Here is a 21,146-nt window from a genome sequence, read left to right on the forward strand (position 1 = left end):
TGCCTTGTATAGAAAATTCTTATTTTTCATTCCTTGATAAAACTACTTTAAATGTGAGGAGACAGGCCGATAAAACATTTATCCTAAGTAACAACATGCAGGAAATTTCATCAAGGAGCTTAAGAACAGATGCGCACACGAGCTACATCAGAGAAGAAAAGAAAGAAAAGAATCCCTCTCCGTGTAAAATGGAGTTTCGCTATTTGTTTGGCTGTTTTTTTATCGCTTGCAGCGACTATTTTGTTTATGTACAAAACGGTTGGCGATATGCTAGAAAAAGACGATAACCAATCAAACAAGAGCAATGCGGGTATGACTGTGGATCAGGTAAGAATGAATCTTCAAACATTTGAGCAATCAGCTGAAGAACTTTCTGCTATCGTTTCCAATCAATTAAAAGAGAAAAATGCCATTCCTGCCATTGAGTCTCTTATGAAGACGGTAGAGGAAAATAATGAGCTGATCATGTCCGCTTATTTCATGGATTGGAAGACAGGCAAGATTCATATTTCACCGTACGCCGACTTCAATAAAGATGTGCGTGAAACAAGAACGTATAAACAATTATCCAAGCATAAGAAAACGCTATGGATGGATGTATACAGAGAAGAAGGGTCTAATAAGGTCATGACATCTATTATTACGCCCGTTATGTCTAACGGCAAAATGGTGGGCGGTCTCGGCTATGATGTAGACCTGTCTACAATTGGGGAAGCTCGAGAGAAGATTGAAAAGTCGACAGGAAATAAACTGGCGATTCTCGATGCCCAGGGGGTAATTGTTTCTTCTTTTATCGAGGGGTCCGATGGGAAGAACATGAATCCTGCCAAAAGCGGCGAGATCGCGGGTGTAGAAGATGTAATGAAAGACTCAGCGGATTTCCATTCCCAATTCAGCTGGATTACGGATCTTTATAAAAAAGAAGACAGGCCCCACACTTTCACATGGAAAGGAAAGGAATACAAAGCACACACCTCCACTATTCCAGAGCTGAATTGGAAAGTGATTTCTTTTACTCCTCAGAGTGTATTTGCCAGCAAGATGAAGGACATTCAACAAACGGGTATGCTGAGCATGGCTGTCGGTTTGCTGATTGGCATCCTCTTTGCAATGTTCTTAGCTAGAAAGTTAGTTCAAATTATTTCTAACTTAAGACGCACGTTAAATAAAACGGCGGAAGGCAATTTACAGGAACAATTTATCGTACAATCCAATGATGAAATTGGTGATTTGTCCGTTAGCTATAATCAGATGATTGATAAGATGAGAGACCTTATTCAACAAGTCGAGCGGAACGTACAGCGTGTCAATGAATCGACCGTTGGACTGAACACGATTGCGGCTGAGAACAGTTCGGCTATTGCTAACGCCTCCCGCTCTGTTGAGGAAATTGCCAATGGAGCCGGTCATCAAACGGAGGAAATCGAACGGGGCGTTGGCACTATTCAGTCGTTAAATTGGGAGATTGACCAATTGCTGGAACAAGCGCAATCAACAGAAAGAGCTTTGGATGCTGCGTCGGGACAACTGGAAAATGCCAGTGGGAAGGTAAGACAATTAAGCGATTCTTCCAATCTTCTCGAACAGGCATTTCAGAAGGTAACAAGACTTGTGGCAGCTTTAAACGAAAAGTCAAAGTCGATATCGGAAGTGACTTCTGCTATCTCGCAAATTTCTGAGCAAACCAATTTGCTTTCTCTAAATGCTTCGATTGAAGCGGCAAGAGCCGGTGAACACGGGAAAGGCTTTGCGGTTGTCGCACATGAAGTTCGCAGCCTCGCGGAACAGTCTAAGAGTTCGGCGGAAGACATTCAGCAAACGATCAACCGCGTGCTCGTAGAAACAGAGGAACTGGTTCAAGTCATGGCTGAGACAAACCGGATTAGTGATGAGCAAAAAAAGGCGGTCCAATCAGTTACCCAATCTAATGAACAACTAATGGCATTTATGCAAAATATGATTCAGATCATTCAGAAGGAAACAAACTCCATCGATAAGCTGCAAGTGCAAAAAGATCATATTGTGAAAGCGATCGAAAGAATATCCGCCGTTTCCCAAGAAACCGCCGCTACGTCAGAAGAGATTGCTGCTTCTATGGAAGAACAAGCAGCTTCCTCTAATGAGTTGGCCCAGCATGCGGCTCAATTAGCCCAGCATACCGAACAGTTACAGGAAGCGATTCATCAATTTAAGATTTAGGAGAATTTTCTGGAGAGAGAGGGAGTTTTTCAAAAACGGCCATGTTCATAAGCAGAGAAAATAGGCAGTCTCTGCTTTTTCTTATCCAAAAGAATAGGCATAAGGAACTGAGTTGTTGACAAACGTTTGCCTGCGTCTTTTTGTTTTATTTAGAAGATTCCTGTCCTTTTTTCTTGCTAAATCATAATTCCGTGATAATCTAGAAAAGTAGTAAATTGTGCATAGGGGAAACTAAAAAGGAGAATGGAAAAATGGAAAGAAGAAGGACCAGACAGAAACGAAAAAAGAGAAAGTTTGTTAGCCTTATATTATTGATCATATTAGTCATTGGAGCGGTTTTCGCATTTAATGTATATTCTTCGTTTAACAGTGCTCTTAAAAATATCGTAAATAAATCAGCGCTGGAAAAATCGGAGAAGCGTGAGAAGGACGTGTCCTTGAAAAATAAAGATGCCTTTACGGTCTTGCTGCTTGGCGTAGACGAACGTGAAGGAGATAAGGGACGCTCGGATACGATGCTTTTAATGTCCGTAAATGGTGAGAAAAACTCTGTGGAAATGTTAAGTATCCCTCGGGACACACGCGTAAATATTGCAGGTAAAGGAAAAGAGGATAAGATTAACCATGCTTATGCCTTTGGCGGAGTAGACATGTCTGCAAAAACAGTGGAAGAGTTTCTGGATATTCCAGTAGACTACTATGTAGAAATGAATATGGACGGATTTAAGGAAATGGTAGATGCCGTCGGCGGTGTAGATGTCGAAAATTCATTTGCCTTCTCTTATGGGGGCGAGAGCTTTGACAAGGGAACGATCCATTTAACCGGCCAGCAGGCTTTGGAGTACACAAGAATGCGTAAAGAAGACCCACAAGGCGATTTTGGTCGACAAGCCCGTCAGCGCCAGGTGATACAAGGTATCCTTAATAAAGGGGCAAGCATCAATTCAATTTGGAAGTATAACGACATATTAGATGCGTTGAAAACGAATATGGAAACGAATTTGTCCGTAGATGAAATGAGAGCCATTCAAAAGAACTATGCCGGTGCCCGGAATAACATTAAGCAGGAGCAGATAGAAGGAACCGGAAAGAAAATAGACGGTATCTACTATTATATTGTGCCTGATGAAGAAAAAGAAAGAGTGTCTACTATATTTAAAGAGCACTTAAATCTGCAATAAACCTAATTATTTTGTAGATGTTTGTCTTTATTTAAAAAGTCCCATTTTATGGGGCTTTTTTCTACATATAAAAATACATATAATTACCTGATTTTTATATTTTTATTTTGAAGTGAGAGAACGATGAAGAGAAGGGAGCGTATCTCTGTATAGAGATACGCTCCCTTCTCTATTCTCATGACTGGCCAGCAACCTTCGACAGCAATGCCTCCTTCTGTTGTTTTTTGGCATTTTCATAGCTTGTTTTAAATGACTTGGCATGAGAAGCGCTATAGTGATTGCTTTTTAATTCATTTTCCAGTGTAAGATATACAGTATTAAATGCTGCATCTGTTTTAGCTTCGACCGTGTCTGCTGCACCGGTATATTTTTGATAAAAATAAGCAGGGTTAATTTTTTCCCCTTTAGCAGCCTTTTCCGAATACTCATTTTTAGCTTGCCCGACTAAAGCACCTAGTTGCTGTTTTGCCTGCCTTTCTAAGTGGCTGAACGTAGGTGCATAGCGTTTTTTAATTTCTTCGACTGTTGCTTTTTTAACTGTTTCATTGGGACTTTTTCCATTATTTGCAGGACGATCTTTTGTCATCCATGATTGCGGATCCACCGTGCTGCCGTCCTCTAGTATATAATGACCGTTTTTATCGATCCAAACACTACCATCCTCATCTGTTTTGATTCCTTCCGGGAGTGGGGTCCCATTCGGCAGTTGAATGCTATACTGTTTTTCAGTAATTTCGTCTACTTTTCGATCCGCTACATCGTACTGTTTTACCTTCATAAAGTAATAGATTGCAGCTCCGGCGCCAATAGCCAGTATCAGAAAAGCTGCTAAAGCGAGTTTGACAAACTTCCTCATACAATTACCAGCCTCCGCCAATTAATTTTTAACATAGTATAGCATGGCTATTAGCAAATAATAGTTCAAAAAGTAATATATACATAAAGTTGGTAGTATATAACTATTTATTTATTAATATTTGAATTTCATAAAAATATGAGATACGATGTCTATAGTTTTTTATGGGAATAATCGGGTTTCGTTCCAATTATTCTTTATTTGATTATAAAAAAATTAGTAAATCATGCAGGAGCAAGAAAGAAGGAGAGGGGGAGAGACTTTTTGGCAGTAATATAGAAAAATCCTTAAACAAGAAAGCGGATAAGAGAAAGAGAAAAAGTGTTGTCGAAGATTGTGGGCTGTGAAGAGAAGGACAATTGTTAGTGGGTAACATCGCAGATTAAAGATGAAGAGCAAGTCATTCAGAGGCTAACAGAAGGAAGTGGAGCGATTCATTTCTAAGTAAAATATCTTTTTTACCAGTACCCTCGTAATTTCCGTATATGTAATATTTACAAGAAACATTACAATAATATTAATTTTCCGTAACTTCAGATAATAACTTATGGAAATTTATTCTTCATGTGCTACAATTTCGATAATTAATTCCTTTTTCGACAATTACTTAGGAGGATTTTATGGAAGAAACCATTAGCTTGCGAGAACTAGTAGGTACGTTAAAGAAGCGATTCAAGCTGATATTGCTTATTACATTTGCGGCAGCTTTGATTAGTGGAGTCATCAGTTATTTCGTTCTTAGCCCTGTTTATCAGGCATCTACTCAGTTGCTTGTGAACCAGGCGAAATCAGAGCAGCAGCTATACAATCCGGCTGAGGTTCAAACAAATCTGCAGTTAATTAATACATATAATGTCATTATTAAAAGTCCGGCTATTTTGGATAAAGTCGTTCGAAATCTTGATTTGGATATGACAGCAGCAGAAATAAACGGGAAGATTAACGTTCAAAGTGAAAAGGATTCACAAGTGGTGAATGTAGCTGTACAGGATGAAGATCCAACTATCGCGGCCGATATCGCAAATGAAACGGCTCGTGTATTTCAAAATGAGATCGTTAAGATTATGAATGTCGATAATGTGAGCATTCTTGCTGAAGCAGAAGCGAGCGACAGCTTATCGCCTGTCAAACCTAAACCTCTTTTGAATATCGTTATCGCTTTGGTCGTTGGATTAATGGTGGGAATCGGTCTTGCATTTTTGCTTGAGTACATGGATAACACTGTAAAAACCGAGCAGGATGTTGAAAAGCTTCTTGAGCTTCCTGTGCTTGGAAGTGTGACCGTAATTCACGCAGCGAAAAAAGAAAAAGGTCATGCTTCCATAGAGAAAAAAGCAGTTGTGAGGAGTGAAAGCATTGGTTCTTAAAAGAAAGAAAAATGAGACTCCTGGTCAGACGAGACGGAACCTAATTACTGAAATGGATCCGAGATCGCCGATTTCTGAACAATACCGAACAATCCGTACAAACATCTTATTTTCGGCAGTTGATCAAGAAATCCGTTCACTGCTCGTTACTTCCGCTGGCCCCGGTGAAGGAAAATCAACAACAGCGGCCAATCTGGCCATTGTATTTGCCCAGCAAGGAAAGAAGGTATTGCTTGTCGACGCAGATATGAGGAAGCCGACTATGCACTATACATTTAACTTTATGAATACAGTCGGATTAACAAATGTTCTTGCCAAACAAAAGAGTTTGGCTGCCGCAGTAAAAGAAACTACTGTGCAAGACCTTGCTGTTCTGCTGTCAGGTCCCATTCCGCCTAATCCGGCCGAACTGCTAGGTTCCCGCATGATGGCAGAGTTTCTTAAAGAAGCTTATCGTTCCTATGAAACGATTATCTTTGATACACCGCCAGTGCTTGCGGTAACTGACGCCCAGGTATTGGCAAACCAATGCGATGGGACGTTGCTCGTCATTAATAGCGGCAAAACAGAAGTAGATGGCGCTATTAAAGCGAAAGAGCTGCTTCAGGCTGCAAAAGCGAAGCCGCTTGGGGTCGTGTTAAACAACCGGAAATTAAAGGAAACCAACTACTACTATTATTATGGGAACAAGTGAACCTTTAAAATTGGTAACCAACTAAAAACTAAGCAAATAGACACCTGTCCTAATAGGATAATTATGTGATTTTTTTCATTGTTTGTCAAGTAGAAAAGAAGGGAATGAGCATATGTTTGACCTCCATTGTCACATATTGCCCGGTATTGATGACGGAGCCTCCACGCTTGCAGAAAGTATTGCTATGGCAAAAGAGGCAGAAAGAGAAGGAATTACCTCTATTATCGCTACGCCTCATCATAAGAATGGCGCATACGACAATACAAGGGCCCACATATTGGCGAGTGTTGATCACTTAAATGAGGAGTTGAAGAAAGCCGGCGTGAACGTGAACATACTGCCGGGACAGGAAATCAGGATTTACGGAGAATTGCTGGAGGACTATGAAAAGGGGGAGCTTCTGACTGCTTCGGGAAATTCTGCTTATCTTTTTATTGAATTCCCTGCCAGCACCGTCCCGCATTACACCGAACAGCTATTCTACGATATTCAAATGAAGGGCTTGCTTCCTATCATTGTTCATCCGGAGCGCAACTTTGAGTTTATCCAGAAGCCAGACCGACTGTACGATCTCGTGAAAAGCGGAGCAGCTACACAGATTACTGCCGCTTCTTATATCGGTAAGTTTGGGAGGAAAGTCCAACAATTCACCGAGCAGCTTATCACAGCTAATTTAACACATTTGCTCGCTTCAGACGCTCACAATACAACTGCGCGCACATTTAAAATGACGGAGGCCTATACACGGCTAGCGGGCAAGCTGGGAAGCGACTATGTAGCTTATTTTCAGGAAAATGCTGAGCTGCTCGTAAATGGGGAACATCTTCATAAAAATCCACCGGAGAAAATTTATAAAAAGAAGAAGCTTTTAGGCATTTTCTAACTTTTAAATAGCAGGATTTCATCCAGCTTATTTTTTTCACTGAAACGATTGGATAAATATCCAAAAAAAGCAGTAAAAATGTATTTGTGTTTAAAACTGGTGATGCCTCCTAACCGTTATCAATGGAGGCACTCGGCTGTACTGTGGGTTTGGAATATCCGGGACCTTAGACGCGAGTCGTCAATAGTGCAGCGTGAGGGTGGGTTAGATGCCCAATTTTCTTTACAAGCTTCATCTATTCAGCTTGGCGATCAGCATTTGGAAAGACAATTAATAAAAGCCCATTTGGAGAGTGGTTTTCTATTAGTTGTTTTGCATAACACTATGACTTTTGAAAATTGAGAGAGGTGAATGGCATTGACGTATCAAAAAAGGCTGTCGCTGTTAGCTGCGCTTGATTCAGCTATCGTTTTATTCTCCATCTATATCGGCTATTTCCTGCTGCATCCTTACATGAACATCTATAATGCAGGCACCTTAGCTATTAGTTCGATTTCACTTTTAGCGAGCCATCATTTGTTTGCCGCTCTTTACAGGCTCTACCAGAAAGCTTGGGAATATGCGAGTGTCCATGAATTGATAGCTATTGTACAAGCGGTCACCTTATCCGTTATAACGACAGCTGTTATTCAACTCGTTGCTTTTCAGGATATTTATGTGCGCGTGCTTTTAATTACGTGGATGCTGCATATTTTATTAATCGGCGGTTCCCGTTTTTCCTGGCGCTTGTACCGCAATCATTTTATGGCAAGGGGTAAGGGAAAAAAGAGAGCGTTAATTGTGGGAGCAGGCTCCGGTGGTTCCATGGTCGTCCGGCAGCTGCTTAATCATAACGATGCTGATTTCCATCCGGTTGTGCTTGTAGATGATGATACCAACAAACAACGGCTGCAAATTCATGGACTCACTGTAGCAGGGAAAACAGCGGATATACCGAGATTGGTGAAGCAGTGGAAAATAGACCACATTATTATTGCGATTCCTTCATTGAAACGCTCCGAAATTCAACATATTTACAAACAATGCGCTAAGACGAGCGCGAAGGTCCAGATTATGCCGCTCATTGAAGATGTCATCACTGGCCGGGTGCCGGTTAGCCAGTTTCGCGAAGTGCAAGTGGAAGATTTGCTTGGTCGGGACCCAGTAGAGCTTAATATTGAAAGCATCGCAGAATATGTAACCGGCCGAACCGTGCTTGTCACAGGGGCAGGCGGGTCGATCGGTTCGGAGATTTGCCGCCAGATCAGCACGTTCCGGCCGCGGAAGATCATCCTTGTCGGGCATGGAGAAAATAGCATTTATCAAATTGATTTGGAATTGCGCACTCGCTACAAGGAAACGATTGAAATTATCCCCATCATTGGCGACATTCAGGATCGTGAGCGCATGTTCCGGGTCATGGAGGACTACCGTCCAGATGTTGTCTATCATGCCGCTGCCCATAAGCATGTGCCACTCATGGAACACAATCCGGAGGAAGCTGTTAAAAATAATATCTTCGGCACAAAAAATTTAGCAGAAGCGGCCTGTGCTGCTGGTGTAAATAAGTTTGTCCTCATCTCTTCCGATAAGGCGGTAAACCCGACAAATGTGATGGGGGCAACGAAGCGCCTTGCTGAAATGATCATTCAGCAGCTTGATAAACAAAGCAACACATGCTTTGTCGCTGTCCGGTTTGGCAACGTGCTCGGTTCAAGAGGAAGCGTCATTCCACTGTTCAAAAAACAAATTCAGGCAGGGGGACCGGTCACCGTTACCCATCCCGAAATGACACGTTACTTCATGACCATTCCAGAAGCATCCAGGCTTGTGATTCAAGCGGGTGCGCTTGCTAAAGGGGGCGAAATTTTCGTTCTTGATATGGGAGAGCCTGTCAAAATCGTGGATCTTGCCAAGAACCTTATTAAACTATCAGGATTCAGCGTGGAAGAGGTAGGCATTAAGTTTTCCGGGATACGCCCAGGTGAAAAAATGTACGAGGAATTGCTGAACAAAAATGAAATTCATCCCGAACAGGTCTTCCCGAAAATCCATGTCGGCAAGGCAGCTCAGGTGGAACCGGAAGTGCTGTGGGAATTTATTGATACTCTTCCTTCAAAAAACAGCCGGATGCTGAAAAAAGAGTTAATAGATATCGCGAATGCGAAAGACGGGCTGCAGCAGTTAATGAAGGAAGTTAGCGGATTACTAATATAGAAAGAAGGAGTTTAGTCATGAATTTTGCTATTGCAGGCTGTGGCTTTATTGCGAAAAAACATGCTAGAGCTATTGAAAACATACAAGGGGCAAAGCTTGTCGCTGTGTGCGATAAGGTGCCAGAAGCTATGGAATATTATACAGACACGTACGGGGCAGAGCCATTTAGCGAATTTGCGGAGATGCTGCAAAGAGAGGACATAGATATTGTATGCATTTGCACACCGAGCGGCCTACATGCGCCATTAGCTGAAGAGGCGGCGAGAGCACGGAAGCATATTATTTTGGAAAAACCGATGGCGATGAATTTAAGGGAGACGGATCAAATCATTTATGCCTGTAGGAAGCATAACGTCAAGCTGGCGGTTGTTCACCCAAACCGATTTCGTCCAGCTGTGCAAGAGCTGAAACATATTTTGAACAAGGGGCTGCTGGGGAAAATCAGCCATGCTAATGCTACCGTCAACTGGAACCGAAATCAGGAATATTATGACCAGGCTCCGTGGCGCGGCACGAAACAGTATGACGGCGGCGTGTTGATGAATCAAGCGATTCACACTCTCGATTTATTGCTTTGGTTCATGGGACAGCCTGAACAAATCTTCAGCATGGAAGCGACGCGCTTGCGGAACATCGAAGCGGAAGATGTGTCAACCGGATTGATCCGTTTTGAATCAGGAGCCCTTGGCACAGTGGAAGCTTCTACAACGGTGTATCAAAGCAATTTTGAAGAATCGATTACGATCTTTGGCGAGAAAGGCACAGTGAAAATTGGCGGACCGAATGCCCTCTACTTTGAATGCTTAACAATTGAGGGCATGTCCGAGGAAGAAACCGAAGAGATATTAAATAAAGTTAAATCTGATCCGTGGGGAACACCGGGACATCAGTGCATTATTGAGGACATGATGGAATCGGTAAAAGAGAATAAAGAACCGGCTGTTACAGGAGAAGACGGCAGGGGAGCCTTGGAACTTGTTCTTGCTTTTTACGAATCAGCTGCGAGAAATGAACCAATTTATATGAAGCCTGTCAAAGTATGTATGTAAAGGGGAGTAATTATGACAACACAAACGATCACTAATACAGCCGAACAGCTCATCACCAAATTGAAAAACAAGACAGCCGTCATTGGGGTCGTCGGCCTTGGATATGTAGGGCTGCCGCTGGCGGTAGAGAAGGCAAAAGCCGGCTACGATGTTATCGGATTTGATGTGCAGCAAGAGAAAGTAAAGAAGGTAAATCAAGGGGAGAATTACATTGGCGATGTAGTCGCCGCGGATCTGGAGGAACTTGTTCACTCCGGCAAGCTAAAAGCTACTTCTAATTATTCATTTATTGAAGAAGTAGATGCTTTGGCCATTTGTGTGCCGACGCCGCTGGACGTTTATAAACAGCCGAACATGGAGTATGTCCAAAGCTCTGCCACAGCTATTGCCAAGCATATTAAAAAAGGAACGCTCGTTGTGTTGGAAAGCACGACTTATCCGGGCACGACAGAGGAATTAATTAAGCCAATTCTTGAAGAGAACGGATTAGTGTGCGGCGAAGACTTTTTTCTTGCTTATTCTCCGGAGCGGGTCGATCCCGGCAATAAAGACTTTAACACGAAAAACACACCGAAAGTCGTTGGCGGCATGACAGAAACCTGTACAAAAGTAGCGGCTACGATGTACCGCTCTGTATTGGAAGGTGATGTGCATGAAGTGTCCAGTCCGGCTGTGGCTGAAATGGAAAAACTGCTTGAGAATACGTTCCGCAACATTAACATTGCTTTGGCAAATGAAATGGCGATCCTGTGCAATAAGATGGGCATAGATGTTTGGGAAGTCATCGATGCTGCGGCAACGAAACCATACGGCTTTATGCCATTTTATCCGGGACCGGGGCTTGGCGGCCACTGCATCCCGATTGATCCATGGTACCTCACTTGGAAGGCGCGCGAATATAACTATCATACAAAGCTAATTGAGACAGCCGGTGAAATTAATGACAGCATGCCGGAATTTGTTATTCAGCGCTGTATGGAAATTTTGAACGAGCGCGGAAAAGCTTTAAAAGGCTCTAATATTCTTGTGTTAGGTGTGGCTTATAAGAAAGATATTGATGATTACCGGGAATCACCGGTCTTGCCTATTCTTGAGAAAATGACCCAGGCTGAGGCTAACTGGACTGCTGTCGATCCGCATGTCCAGGAATTTAAGCTAAAAGGAAAGTTACATACCACGGCGCATTTGACGGACGAGTTGCTTGAGCAAGCTGACTTGACAGTCATTGCCACGAACCATAGCTCGTTTGATTATCAGACGATTATGAGAAAGTCACAGGCTATATTTGATACGCGCAACACTTACAGAAATAAGGAACAGAGCAAATATTTAAAATTGTAAATAGCCGGGGAAGTGCCTGTAATGATAGCAATGGAAAGGTTAAATGCCAATCGTTTTCTTAAAAATTTTGCAGCTTTATTTTCCGCTACCTTGTTTGCTCAATTGATTAATATTGTGGCTTCACCGGTGCTGACAAGAATATACAGCCCGGAGGAGTTCGGTTATTTTAGCTTTTATTTGTCTGTCTGCGCTTTATTGATTGTGTATACAACAGGCAGATATGAGTTTGCCATCAATACGGTGAAATCAGAGGAAGAAAGCCAACAGCTGTTCAAGGTAGTCTTCGTTTCTTCTATACTTTTTACTGTTCTTCTGTTGGCAGTGGAACAGCTCTTTCATGATCCGGTACTTCGCTTATTTAAGCTGGAGAAAGCCTCGTCGCTCCTGTTATATATCCCGCTCACACTTCTCGTCATGGGGATTTCTCAGGGGTTAAATTATTATTTGAACAAGCATAAGGAATTCGGAGTGCTTTCTAAAGGGAAGGTGCTCCGGAGCTCTGTCACCAGCGGGGCCTCCATCGTGTTCGGCTGGACAGGCCTTCAATCGGTTGGGCTGATTTTAGGAAATGTACTTGGTTACGTCGTTTCCAATATGTATCAGACGAGAATAAAAAAGATCGGTTCTTTATTTGATTTTCGCCAATACGACTTTCCATTATTATGGAAGACGGCGGCAAAGCATAAGCATTATCCGTTGTACAACAGCTCATCCGCTTTTTTTGACAACCTGGCTGTCCAGGCTCCGGTGTTTATTTTAATGCGTTTTTTTTCCGAAGCCATTGTTGGATTTTACAGTTTAACGATACGGGTAGCGGCCATGCCGATTTCCCTTATCTCCGCTTCGGTGGCGCAAGTGTTTTTAAGTGAAGTAGCTGAGTTGCACGCTGAAGGAAAATCTTTTTTGCATGTGTTAAAAAAAGTTCTCATGCTGCTTGCAGGTATTGGCGTTCTTCCTGTCATTCTGCTTGTTGTTGCGGGGCCGTGGGGATTTGCGCTTGTATTCGGTGAAAAATGGCGGATGGCAGGAGAGCTGTCGCAAATCTTAGCCTTTGGCTATTACGCCAAGTTTGTTGTCTCTCCGCTCAGTGTCGTATTTTTTGTGAAACAAAAAGTGAAGCTGCTTTCTCTCATTCAAGGAATAAGGGCAGTTTCTACCCTTTCGGTGCTTTGGATTAGCTCGGTCTACTTGAATATAAAAGGAGTGGTCTTCGTATATTCCATTCACGAACTGCTTTTTTATAGCTTATATTTATTTTTCATTTTTAACATTAGCCGGGATCCCGGTCATACGCGCGACTAAATGAATATATTCGTTGTTTGGAGAGATACATGATAAAAACAAAGACAGTCACATTCATTTCTTTACTTGCTTTAAAAATTCTTTTGGAATACAGCTATACAACGATTATTAATCCCATTTTCTCTTATGAGGGCTTCATTCTATATGAATCTTTTCCGAAAATGGTTGAGTCCTACATACTGGCTTCAATAATTTTCCTAGTTGCTATCTCTTTGTTGGAAAGCAAAAAAGCACCGAGCAAAATTGTTATCTATTTAATCATTGTGCTGCTGTATATTCCTTTAACGGCCTTGTTTTGGCTGCAAAACCAGCCTCGGCCGTTTATTTATTCAATTACTATTTCCTTATCTCTCATCATTTTGATCGTCAGCACGTTTTCAAAAGTGCGCTTGGTGAAGCTTAAGGAAGGAAAAAGCTTAACTTTCATAATCATTGGCGGCATGTCGCTTATCGTTTATGGGCTGTTAATTGCACAAGGCGGCCTCGGTCGAATTAATTTGAATTTAATGGAAATTTATCAAGTGCGAGAGGCATACGCCAATACGAATAACAAGGTGTTGGCCTATTTGCTGCCATGGCAGGCTCATGTCGTCAATATGCTGGTTATCGCCGTTGCGATGTACAAGCGGAATTTTAAGATTGCCGGGATATTTATCTTATTGCAAGTATTTCTTTTTTCGATGACTAACTTTAAAAGCTTTCTTTTTGCGCCGTTAGTCTTGGTTGGATTCCAACTGTTTGAGAAAACGAAGCTAAGAGATAATTTGCTGCTCGTTATGTCTTTAGGCTCTTCACTGTTGCTCTCGATATGCATTGGGATTTATCACTTTTTTGGTTCGTTTTACATGGCATCCATTTTTATCCGACGTTTGTTTTTCGTACCGAGCAACTTGCATTATGTCTATTACCACTTTTTTCAGCCGATAGAGAAGTACAAGCTTTCCCATTCTTTTTTAAGCTTTATCAATGACAACATCTATCACATGACGCCTGTGCAATTAGTGGCGCTCTCATACTACAACAGGGAAAACTTTGCCCCTAACGTCGGGTTTTTTGGAGACGCTTATTTGAATTTTGGAGTGTTAGGGGTGCTAGGATTTTCATTGCTGCTTGCATTCTTATTAAAGCTCATCGATACAGCATCTGTTTCGGTGCCTTCTTTTCTGGCCATGTCTATTCTCGTGATCCCTGCCATGTCATTGATTAATGCGGCATTTTTCACCTCCTTGCTGACGCATGGAATTTTATTTGCCATTTTAATGCTTTGGCTTGCCAACAGTCTGTTTACAAATGAAATAAATACGATAGGGAGTAAAAAATGAAGATATGTCACTTAACGTCAGTCCATCCTCATAACGATACAAGAATATTTATTAAAGAGTGCCGCTCTCTTGCTGTATCGGGATATGAGGTGCATCTTGTTGTACCGGGAGCGCCTGACTCCGTTATTGATGGAGTACAGCTGCACGGCGTATCCAAGGAAAATGGAAATCGTTTAAGGCGGATGACTAAAACAGTTGACCGTGTGTTGAAAAAGGGATTCGAAATAGATGCGGATGTCTATCACTTCCATGACCCTGAACTAATCCCTGCCGGCTTAAAGCTGAAAAAAGCTGGCAAAAAAGTGATTTATGATGTCCATGAAGATGTGCCGCGGCAAATTTTATCAAAGAAATGGCTGCCGAGTTATCTGCGAAAAGGGATCTCTGCTGCCTTTGAACAATTTGAAAATAGGGCGGCACGGAAATTTGATGCCATTTTAGCTGCTACTCCTCATATTCGGGACCGTTTTCTAACATTGGGCTGCCAAGCGCGTGATGTTAATAACTATCCCATACTGGAAGAGTTGAAGATTGATAATGTTTCCTGGGCAGAAAAAGAAAATGTAGCCTGCTATGTTGGCGGCATCACCGCTATCCGAGGGATTCGTGAAATGGTGGAGGCTCTTCAATTTACAGAAAGTGTCTCCCTGCTGCTTGGTGGAAAATTTGTGACTGCTTCGGAAAGAGACATGGTCGCTGCGCTGCCAGGCTGGGCAAAAGTAGGTGAGTTGGGCTATGTAAATCGGGAAGGTGTGAAAGAAATATACCGGAAGTCAAAGGCAGGACTCGTCGTCTTGCACCCGACGATAAACTACGTTGATGCCCTTCCAGTAAAAATGTTTGAGTATATGGCAGCAGGTTTGCCAGTAATCGCCTCCAATTTCCCGCTATGGGAAGGGATTATCGTGGAAAAAGGGAAATGCGGCCTTTGCGTCGACCCGTTAAATCCGCGGCAAATTGCTTCTGCGATCCAATGGTTAGTAGATCATCCGGAGGAAGCAGAGCGAATGGGGGAAAATGGCCGCAAGGCGGTGGAAACAGAATATAACTGGGAAAGGGAAAATGAGAAGCTGCTAGCGGTTTATGAGAGTCTCGCTTAATAAATTTAGATACATAAGGAGTTTGTTATGAAGATTAAAATGCTCGATTTATCTGAACAATATCAATCAATGAAAAAAGAAGTTATGGCCAAGCTGGATGAAGTGATGTCCTCTTCTCAATTTATTTTAGGGGATAATGTCAAACAGCTCGAAGCCGATGTAGCCAAGTATAGCGGAGTGAATTATGGAGTGGGTGTCGGTAACGGCAGTGACGCAATTCACATTGCCTTACAGGCTGCAGGAGTGGAAGCAGGCGATGAAGTCATTACCACAGCTTTTACATTTTTTGCAACAGGGGGAGCTATCGCGCGCGCTGGCGCAGTACCTGTGTATGTCGATATTGATCCGGTCACCTTTAATATTGATCCGGCCAAAATCGAAGCAGCCATTACAGAGAAGACAAAAGCTATCATCCCTGTTCACTTATACGGCCAAATGGCAGATATGGAAGCGATCAGGCACATCGCTGATGAATATAATCTAGTTGTGATTGAGGATGCTGCCCAGGCTATTGGCGCCAAACAAAACGGCAAGAGCGTCGGAGAGCTTGGCACAGCCGCAACGTACAGTTTTTTTCCGACAAAAAACCTGGGAGGCTACGGGGACGGCGGAATGATTGTCACAAATGATGAAGAGCTTGCAGAAAAGGCCCGGGTTATCCGAGTACACGGCAGCAAGCCGAAATATTATCATCATGTTTTAGGCTATAATAGCCGTCTCGATGAGATGCAGGCTGCTATTTTGAATGTAAAGTTCCCTTATTTGGATAAGTGGTCTCATAGCCGTCGCGAACGCGCTGCTTATTATACAGATCAGCTGGAGACTAAACTGGAAGGAATTGTCCAAACGCCAGTCCAGAAACAAGGGAACTACCATGTGTTCCACCAGTACACATTGCGTGTGCCGAAACGTGATGAATTGCAGCAATACTTGAAGGAAAAGGGAGTTGCTACCATGGTATATTATCCGCAGCCGCTTCATGTTCAGCCGGTATTTAAAGAGCTTGGCTACGAGGAGGGGGACTTGCCAGAAACGGAGAAAGCGGCTAAAGAAGCCCTTTCGCTTCCGATGTATCCCGAGTTAAAGCAGGACGACCAAGATTATATCATTGAAAAGATAGTGGCATTTTATGAGAATGCTTTTGAGAAGGAACAGAAATCAGTGGAAGCAACAAAAGAACTTACAAAATAGACTATCAAAACCGCCTGTTTACCAGGCGGTTTTTTCTAAGGAGAGATCAATGATGAATGTGTCCGTAAGCAGAGGCCATAATTCTGTTATTGGAAAGAACGTATCTTTTGGGGACAATGTAGTGCTTGGCAATAACGTCGTTATATATGAAGGAACACAGATTGGAAACAACGTAATTATCCAGGATAATGCCGTCATTGGAAAACAGCCAACGAGAGCAAAATCCTCGATCTTACCGGAAACGACACAGCTTCCGCCTGCTGTCATTGGATCAGGTGTCACGATTGGAACATCGGCAATTATTTATGCGAACGCAGAAATTAGTAATGATGTATTTATCGCTGACTTAGCCACTGTTCGTGAGCGAGTGATGATTGGCGAGCGGACGATTATTGGCCGCGGAGTCGCAGTGGAAAATGACTGTAAAGTAGGGAAGCGATGCAAGCTGGAAACCAATTGTTATATTACTGCTTATTCTGAACTCGGTGATGATGTGTTTGTTGCTCCTTGTGTCGTAACAACCAATGATAACTATATGGGCAGAAGCAAGGAAAGATTCGATAAATTTAAGGGAGTCACGATTAAAGATGGCGGCCGCATCGGAGCAAATTCGACCATTCTTCCAGGAAAAGTTATTCATGAGGATGGGGCAGCGGCTGCGGCAAGCGTCGTAACGAAGGATATACAAAAGGAAGAGCTTGTTGTCGGTTCACCGGCCAAAAAATTAAGGGAAGTGCCAGCCGGGCAATTATTAAGAAATCAAGAGTGAGGGTATAAAGTGAACATATGGATCTTTAATCATTACGCAACCACTCCGGCGCATGTTGGCGGAACGAGGCATTTTGATTTGGCGAAGCATTTATCTGACAGAGGGCATCAGGTCACAATATTTGCATCTTCGTTCAATCACTTTTCCAAAAAGGAGATGGTCTTCCACAGTAAAGAAAAGCCGAGTGAAGTGGAATGGATCAATGGAATAAAGTATGTCTGGATTAACACCCCGGCTTATCGCCATTCGCTAGGACGAGTGAAAAACATTTTAAGCTACACGTTAAAAAGCTATAAAATCGCTATAGCTAGCTGTGCAGAAGAGTCGCCTGATATCGTGATCGGTTCAAGCGTTCATCCTTTAGCAGCCATTGTCGGGTATTTAACAGCCAAAAAAGCGAATTGTAAATTTTATTTTGAAGAGCGCGATTTATGGCCGCAAACATTTGTTGACTTTGGAAAAATTTCTTCCACTCACCCTTTAGCCATCGTTTTATATAAGTTAGAAAGCTTTTTATACGAAAAAGCCGAGCGGATTATCGTGCTGTTTGATAAGGCGAAAAACTACGTAGAGTCGAGGGGAGTCGATCCGAACAAGGTCATCTATCTTCCTAACGGAGTGAACTTGTCTCCATATGAACAAGTAGAGAAGACGCTTCATGTCGATGAAATGTTCAAGGGACTGGAAAACAAGTTTGTGGTCGCCTATATCGGTTCACATGGAATCGCTAATCATTTAGAACCTGTTATTGATTTATTTTCCATGTTGCAAGATCACCCGGATATTCATTTGCTGTTAGTCGGGGGAGGCGCAAAAAAGCAAGAATTAATGGAACGGGTGCAAAAAGAAAACCTTCGCAATATCACTTTCAAAGACCCGGTGCCGAAATCTCATATTCCTTATTTATTGAGCAAGGTTCAGATGGGCATTATTTCAATATTGGATACCCCGCTTTACAAATGGGGGTTCAGCATGAATAAGATTTATGATTATATGGCTGCTGGCCTTCCGATTGTCATGATCGCTAACCCGGATCTCTCAGGTTCGTTGAGTGGAGTGAAAGGGGTTCATGCACAGGATGATTTAGAAAAGCTGAAGCAAGTAATTGTCGACGCTTTCCACTCTGCCAAGAAGCTCCAGGAAGAGGGCAGATTTCTGAGAGAATACGTGAAAGAGCATTATTCATGGGAAGTGCTAGGCGGTCAGCTCGAGGCTGTCATGCTGCAAGACACAGAGGGAGTAGAAATCAATGAAAAGATCGTTTGATATTATTTGTTCTTTCCTTGGTCTAATGTTCTTGTCGCCGGTTCTCTTGGTGACCGCTTTTTTGATCCGCTTAAAACTGGGTTCGCCCGTCCTTTTTAAACAACAGCGTCCCGGCTTGCATGGCAAGCCTTTTTTTGTTTATAAATTTCGGACAATGACTGATGAGAATGATGAAAACGGACAGTTGCTTCCTGATCATATGAGGCTGACATCTTTTGGACAGCTGCTTCGGAAGCTGAGTCTCGATGAATTGCCGCAGTTATTTAATGTGTTAAAAGGTGACCTCAGCCTGGTCGGTCCGCGTCCATTACTGATGGAGTATTTGGAATTTTACACACCGGAGCAAGCGAGGAGGCACGAGGTGCGTCCCGGCATTACCGGTTGGGCGCAGGTGAATGGCCGCAACGCGCTTTCGTGGGAAGAGAAATTCCTGCTGGACGTGTGGTACGTTGACAATCGTTCTTTCTGGCTGGATATGAAAATATTAGGCATGACCGTGTTAAAAGTATTTAAATCGGAAGGAATCAGTCAGGCGGGGCATGTGACGATGGAGAAGTTTACAGGTTCGAAAGGCGTGGAGAAATGAAGAAAATTGCGATTGTCGGTGGAGGCGGGCACAGCAAGGTTATCCAGGATATTATTCGAGCGGGAGCAGAATATGAAATAGTTGCTTTATTAGATGATAAATATCCGTCTCCCGAGAAAAGGGGCGAATTGATTTTCGCTCCTGTTTCGTATGCATCACAGCTCAAGCAAGCGGGAGAAGAGGTGAGGTTTGTTATAGCAATTGGAGATAACCGGATAAGAAAGCAAATGGCCGAACGGTTAGCATCTATAGACGCGCAATTTGCCGTACTCATTCACCCCTCGGCAGTGATCAGTCCCTCGGCTGTTGTAGAAGCAGGAACAGTTGTCATGCCTTATGCCGTCATAAATGCGGATACTTTCGTTGGCCGGCATGCCATCATTAATACGGCGGCTGTTATTGAGCATGACAACAAGATTGAAGATTTTGCCCACATTTCTCCCAATGCCGCTCTTACCGGGAGTGTGCATGTCGAGGAAGGCGTTCATATTGGGGCAGGGGCTGTTGTCATTCCGGGGAAAAGGATCGGGGCGTGGTCAGTCGTCGGGGCTGGTGCCGCTGTCATCAATGATATACCAGAAGAAGTAACCGCAGTCGGTACACCGGCAAAGATTATTCAATATATACATGAGTCACTTGATTAAAAGCTTTACACATAAGAGAAGGAGGGAGAACGTTGGTACAGTCATCGAAAATTCTTCTGTCTCCGCCTCACATGAGCGGAAGAGAGAAGAAGTATATAAATGAAGCATTTGAAACAAACTGGATTGCCCCGCTTGGTCCGAATGTGGATAACTTTGAAAAGGAGCTGGCGGATTATGTGCGTATGCGAGGAGCGGTAGCGCTTAGTTCAGGCACAGCAGCGATTCATCTGGCTCTCCGCCTGCTTGATGTGAAGAAAGGGGATATCGTATTCTGCTCGTCACTGACCTTTATAGCAAGTGCAAACCCGATTGTATATGAAGGGGCAAAACCGGTATTTATTGATTCGGAGCCCGATAGCTGGAATATGTCTCCGCCTGCTTTAAAGCGTGCTTTTGTTGATGCTGAGAAAGCCGGATGCTTGCCAAAAGCAGTCGTTATCGTCAACTTATACGGCCAAAGTGCAAAAATGGATGAGCTGTTAGCGATTTGTGATCACTATCACGTGCCGGTCATTGAAGATGCGGCAGAATCGCTTGGAGCTGAATATAAAGGCAGAAAAAGCGGGACGTTCGGCAAATTCGGCGTGTTTTCTTTTAACGGCAATAAAATTATTACAACGTCCGGCGGGGGGATGCTTATATCAAACGATGAGGAAGCACTGCACAGAGCACGCTTTCTGGCGACGCAGGCCCGCGATCCGGCGCCTCATTACCAGCATAGCGAAACAGGCCATAATTACCGCCTAAGCAATATTTTAGCCGGGGTCGGCAGAGCGCAGCTGGAGGTGCTTGATGAACGTGTAGCAGCAAGAAGAGCTATTTTCAACCGGTATGTACAAGAACTTAGCCATGTGAATGGGGTGGAATTTATGCCTGAGCTTGAAGGAACCGTGCATAACCGCTGGCTGACAACATTCACAATGGACGAGGACCAGCTTGGAGTGTCCCCTTCACAGCTAATAGAAGCGTTAGCGGCGGAGAATATTGAAGCGCGCCCTGTCTGGAAACCGCTCCACCTGCAGCCGGTATTTGCAGGAGCAGCTTATTATCCCCATGAAAAAGGAAGAAGCGTTTCAGATGAGCTATTTGAAAAGGGTGTATGTCTGCCTTCAGGGTCAAGTATGACTGAAGACCAGCAACAGAAAGTGATTGATACAATTAAGAAAACAGTAAAAGGAAAAATAAGCATCTGACGAGTGC

Annotated in this window: 18 protein-coding genes; 17 read left to right on the forward strand and 1 reads right to left on the reverse strand. The window is 43.2% G+C overall.

From position 1 onward, the window contains the following. Positions 1-129 precede the first annotated feature (129 nt). Together MKZ02_RS04300 and MKZ02_RS04305 are read left to right on the forward strand one after the other, a co-directional pair. Positions 130-2,199 carry a methyl-accepting chemotaxis protein gene (locus tag MKZ02_RS04300; protein WP_340852053.1) on the forward strand — a complete coding sequence of 690 codons (2,070 nt, stop codon included), beginning with the start codon at positions 130-132 and terminating at the stop codon, positions 2,197-2,199. Positions 2,200-2,450: 251 nt separating this feature from the next. Next, complete coding sequence (locus MKZ02_RS04305; RefSeq protein WP_120035194.1) at positions 2,451-3,380, forward strand: LCP family glycopolymer transferase; 930 nt, start codon at positions 2,451-2,453, stop codon at positions 3,378-3,380. A gap of 175 nt (positions 3,381-3,555) precedes the next feature. Here the strand turns inward: MKZ02_RS04305 and MKZ02_RS04310 are convergent, their stop codons facing one another. Then, positions 3,556-4,236 (reverse strand): hypothetical protein, encoded by a 681-nt coding sequence (locus tag MKZ02_RS04310; RefSeq protein ID WP_340852055.1) that lies wholly within the window; start codon positions 4,234-4,236, stop codon positions 3,556-3,558. A 620-nt stretch (positions 4,237-4,856) separates the two neighbouring features. On the opposite strand from MKZ02_RS04310, the gene MKZ02_RS04315 reads away from it, so the two are divergent. From MKZ02_RS04315 to MKZ02_RS04385, 15 genes are all read left to right on the forward strand, one after another. Continuing rightward, positions 4,857-5,603, forward strand: coding sequence for a YveK family protein (locus MKZ02_RS04315; RefSeq protein ID WP_120035190.1), 747 nt, complete (start codon positions 4,857-4,859; stop codon positions 5,601-5,603). Then, the gene (locus MKZ02_RS04320) at positions 5,593-6,297 is read left to right on the forward strand and encodes a CpsD/CapB family tyrosine-protein kinase (RefSeq protein ID WP_340852056.1); all 705 of its coding nucleotides are present in this window, start codon (positions 5,593-5,595) and stop codon (positions 6,295-6,297) included. Before MKZ02_RS04315 ends, MKZ02_RS04320 begins: the two co-directional genes overlap by 11 nt. 112 nt (positions 6,298-6,409) lie before the next feature. After that, the gene (locus MKZ02_RS04325) at positions 6,410-7,180 is read left to right on the forward strand and encodes a tyrosine-protein phosphatase (RefSeq protein WP_340852057.1); all 771 of its coding nucleotides are present in this window, start codon (positions 6,410-6,412) and stop codon (positions 7,178-7,180) included. A gap of 357 nt (positions 7,181-7,537) precedes the next feature. Further along, the gene (locus MKZ02_RS04330; RefSeq protein WP_340852060.1) at positions 7,538-9,376 is read left to right on the forward strand and encodes a polysaccharide biosynthesis protein; all 1,839 of its coding nucleotides are present in this window, start codon (positions 7,538-7,540) and stop codon (positions 9,374-9,376) included. A gap of 17 nt (positions 9,377-9,393) precedes the next feature. Further along, a complete protein-coding gene (locus tag MKZ02_RS04335) occupies positions 9,394-10,425 on the forward strand; it encodes a Gfo/Idh/MocA family protein (RefSeq protein ID WP_120035182.1) in 1,032 nt (343 codons plus the stop codon). A 12-nt stretch (positions 10,426-10,437) separates the two neighbouring features. Then, complete coding sequence (locus MKZ02_RS04340) at positions 10,438-11,766, forward strand: nucleotide sugar dehydrogenase (RefSeq protein ID WP_340852063.1); 1,329 nt, start codon at positions 10,438-10,440, stop codon at positions 11,764-11,766. Between the two features lie 21 nt (positions 11,767-11,787). Further along, positions 11,788-13,068: a lipopolysaccharide biosynthesis protein gene (locus tag MKZ02_RS04345; RefSeq protein WP_340852064.1), complete on the forward strand. Its 1,281-nt coding sequence runs from the start codon at positions 11,788-11,790 to the stop codon at positions 13,066-13,068. A 29-nt stretch (positions 13,069-13,097) separates the two neighbouring features. After that, complete coding sequence (locus MKZ02_RS04350) at positions 13,098-14,390, forward strand: oligosaccharide repeat unit polymerase (protein WP_340852065.1); 1,293 nt, start codon at positions 13,098-13,100, stop codon at positions 14,388-14,390. After that, positions 14,387-15,490, forward strand: a complete 1,104-nt coding sequence (locus MKZ02_RS04355) for a glycosyltransferase family 4 protein (protein WP_340852066.1) — start codon at positions 14,387-14,389, stop codon at positions 15,488-15,490. The genes MKZ02_RS04350 and MKZ02_RS04355 overlap by 4 nt, the downstream gene beginning before the upstream one ends. Before the next feature lie 27 nt (positions 15,491-15,517). Then, positions 15,518-16,681: a DegT/DnrJ/EryC1/StrS family aminotransferase gene (locus MKZ02_RS04360; RefSeq protein WP_340852067.1), complete on the forward strand. Its 1,164-nt coding sequence runs from the start codon at positions 15,518-15,520 to the stop codon at positions 16,679-16,681. Positions 16,682-16,730: 49 nt separating this feature from the next. Beyond that, positions 16,731-17,450, forward strand: coding sequence for an acyltransferase (locus tag MKZ02_RS04365; protein WP_120035169.1), 720 nt, complete (start codon positions 16,731-16,733; stop codon positions 17,448-17,450). Between the two features lie 9 nt (positions 17,451-17,459). Then, positions 17,460-18,716: a glycosyltransferase family 4 protein gene (locus tag MKZ02_RS04370; RefSeq protein ID WP_340852069.1), complete on the forward strand. Its 1,257-nt coding sequence runs from the start codon at positions 17,460-17,462 to the stop codon at positions 18,714-18,716. Beyond that, positions 18,700-19,302: a sugar transferase gene (locus tag MKZ02_RS04375; RefSeq protein ID WP_340852070.1), complete on the forward strand. Its 603-nt coding sequence runs from the start codon at positions 18,700-18,702 to the stop codon at positions 19,300-19,302. The genes MKZ02_RS04370 and MKZ02_RS04375 overlap by 17 nt, the downstream gene beginning before the upstream one ends. Next, a complete protein-coding gene (locus MKZ02_RS04380) occupies positions 19,299-19,946 on the forward strand; it encodes an acetyltransferase (RefSeq protein ID WP_340852071.1) in 648 nt (215 codons plus the stop codon). The genes MKZ02_RS04375 and MKZ02_RS04380 overlap by 4 nt, the downstream gene beginning before the upstream one ends. 71 nt (positions 19,947-20,017) lie before the next feature. After that, positions 20,018-21,139, forward strand: coding sequence for a DegT/DnrJ/EryC1/StrS family aminotransferase (locus MKZ02_RS04385; protein WP_340856325.1), 1,122 nt, complete (start codon positions 20,018-20,020; stop codon positions 21,137-21,139). Positions 21,140-21,146: the final 7 nt, after the last annotated feature.

It is taken from the genome of Pseudobacillus sp. FSL P4-0506, assembly GCF_038003025.1.
In the GTDB taxonomy this organism is placed as follows: Bacteria; Bacillota; Bacilli; order Bacillales; family Domibacillaceae; genus Pseudobacillus.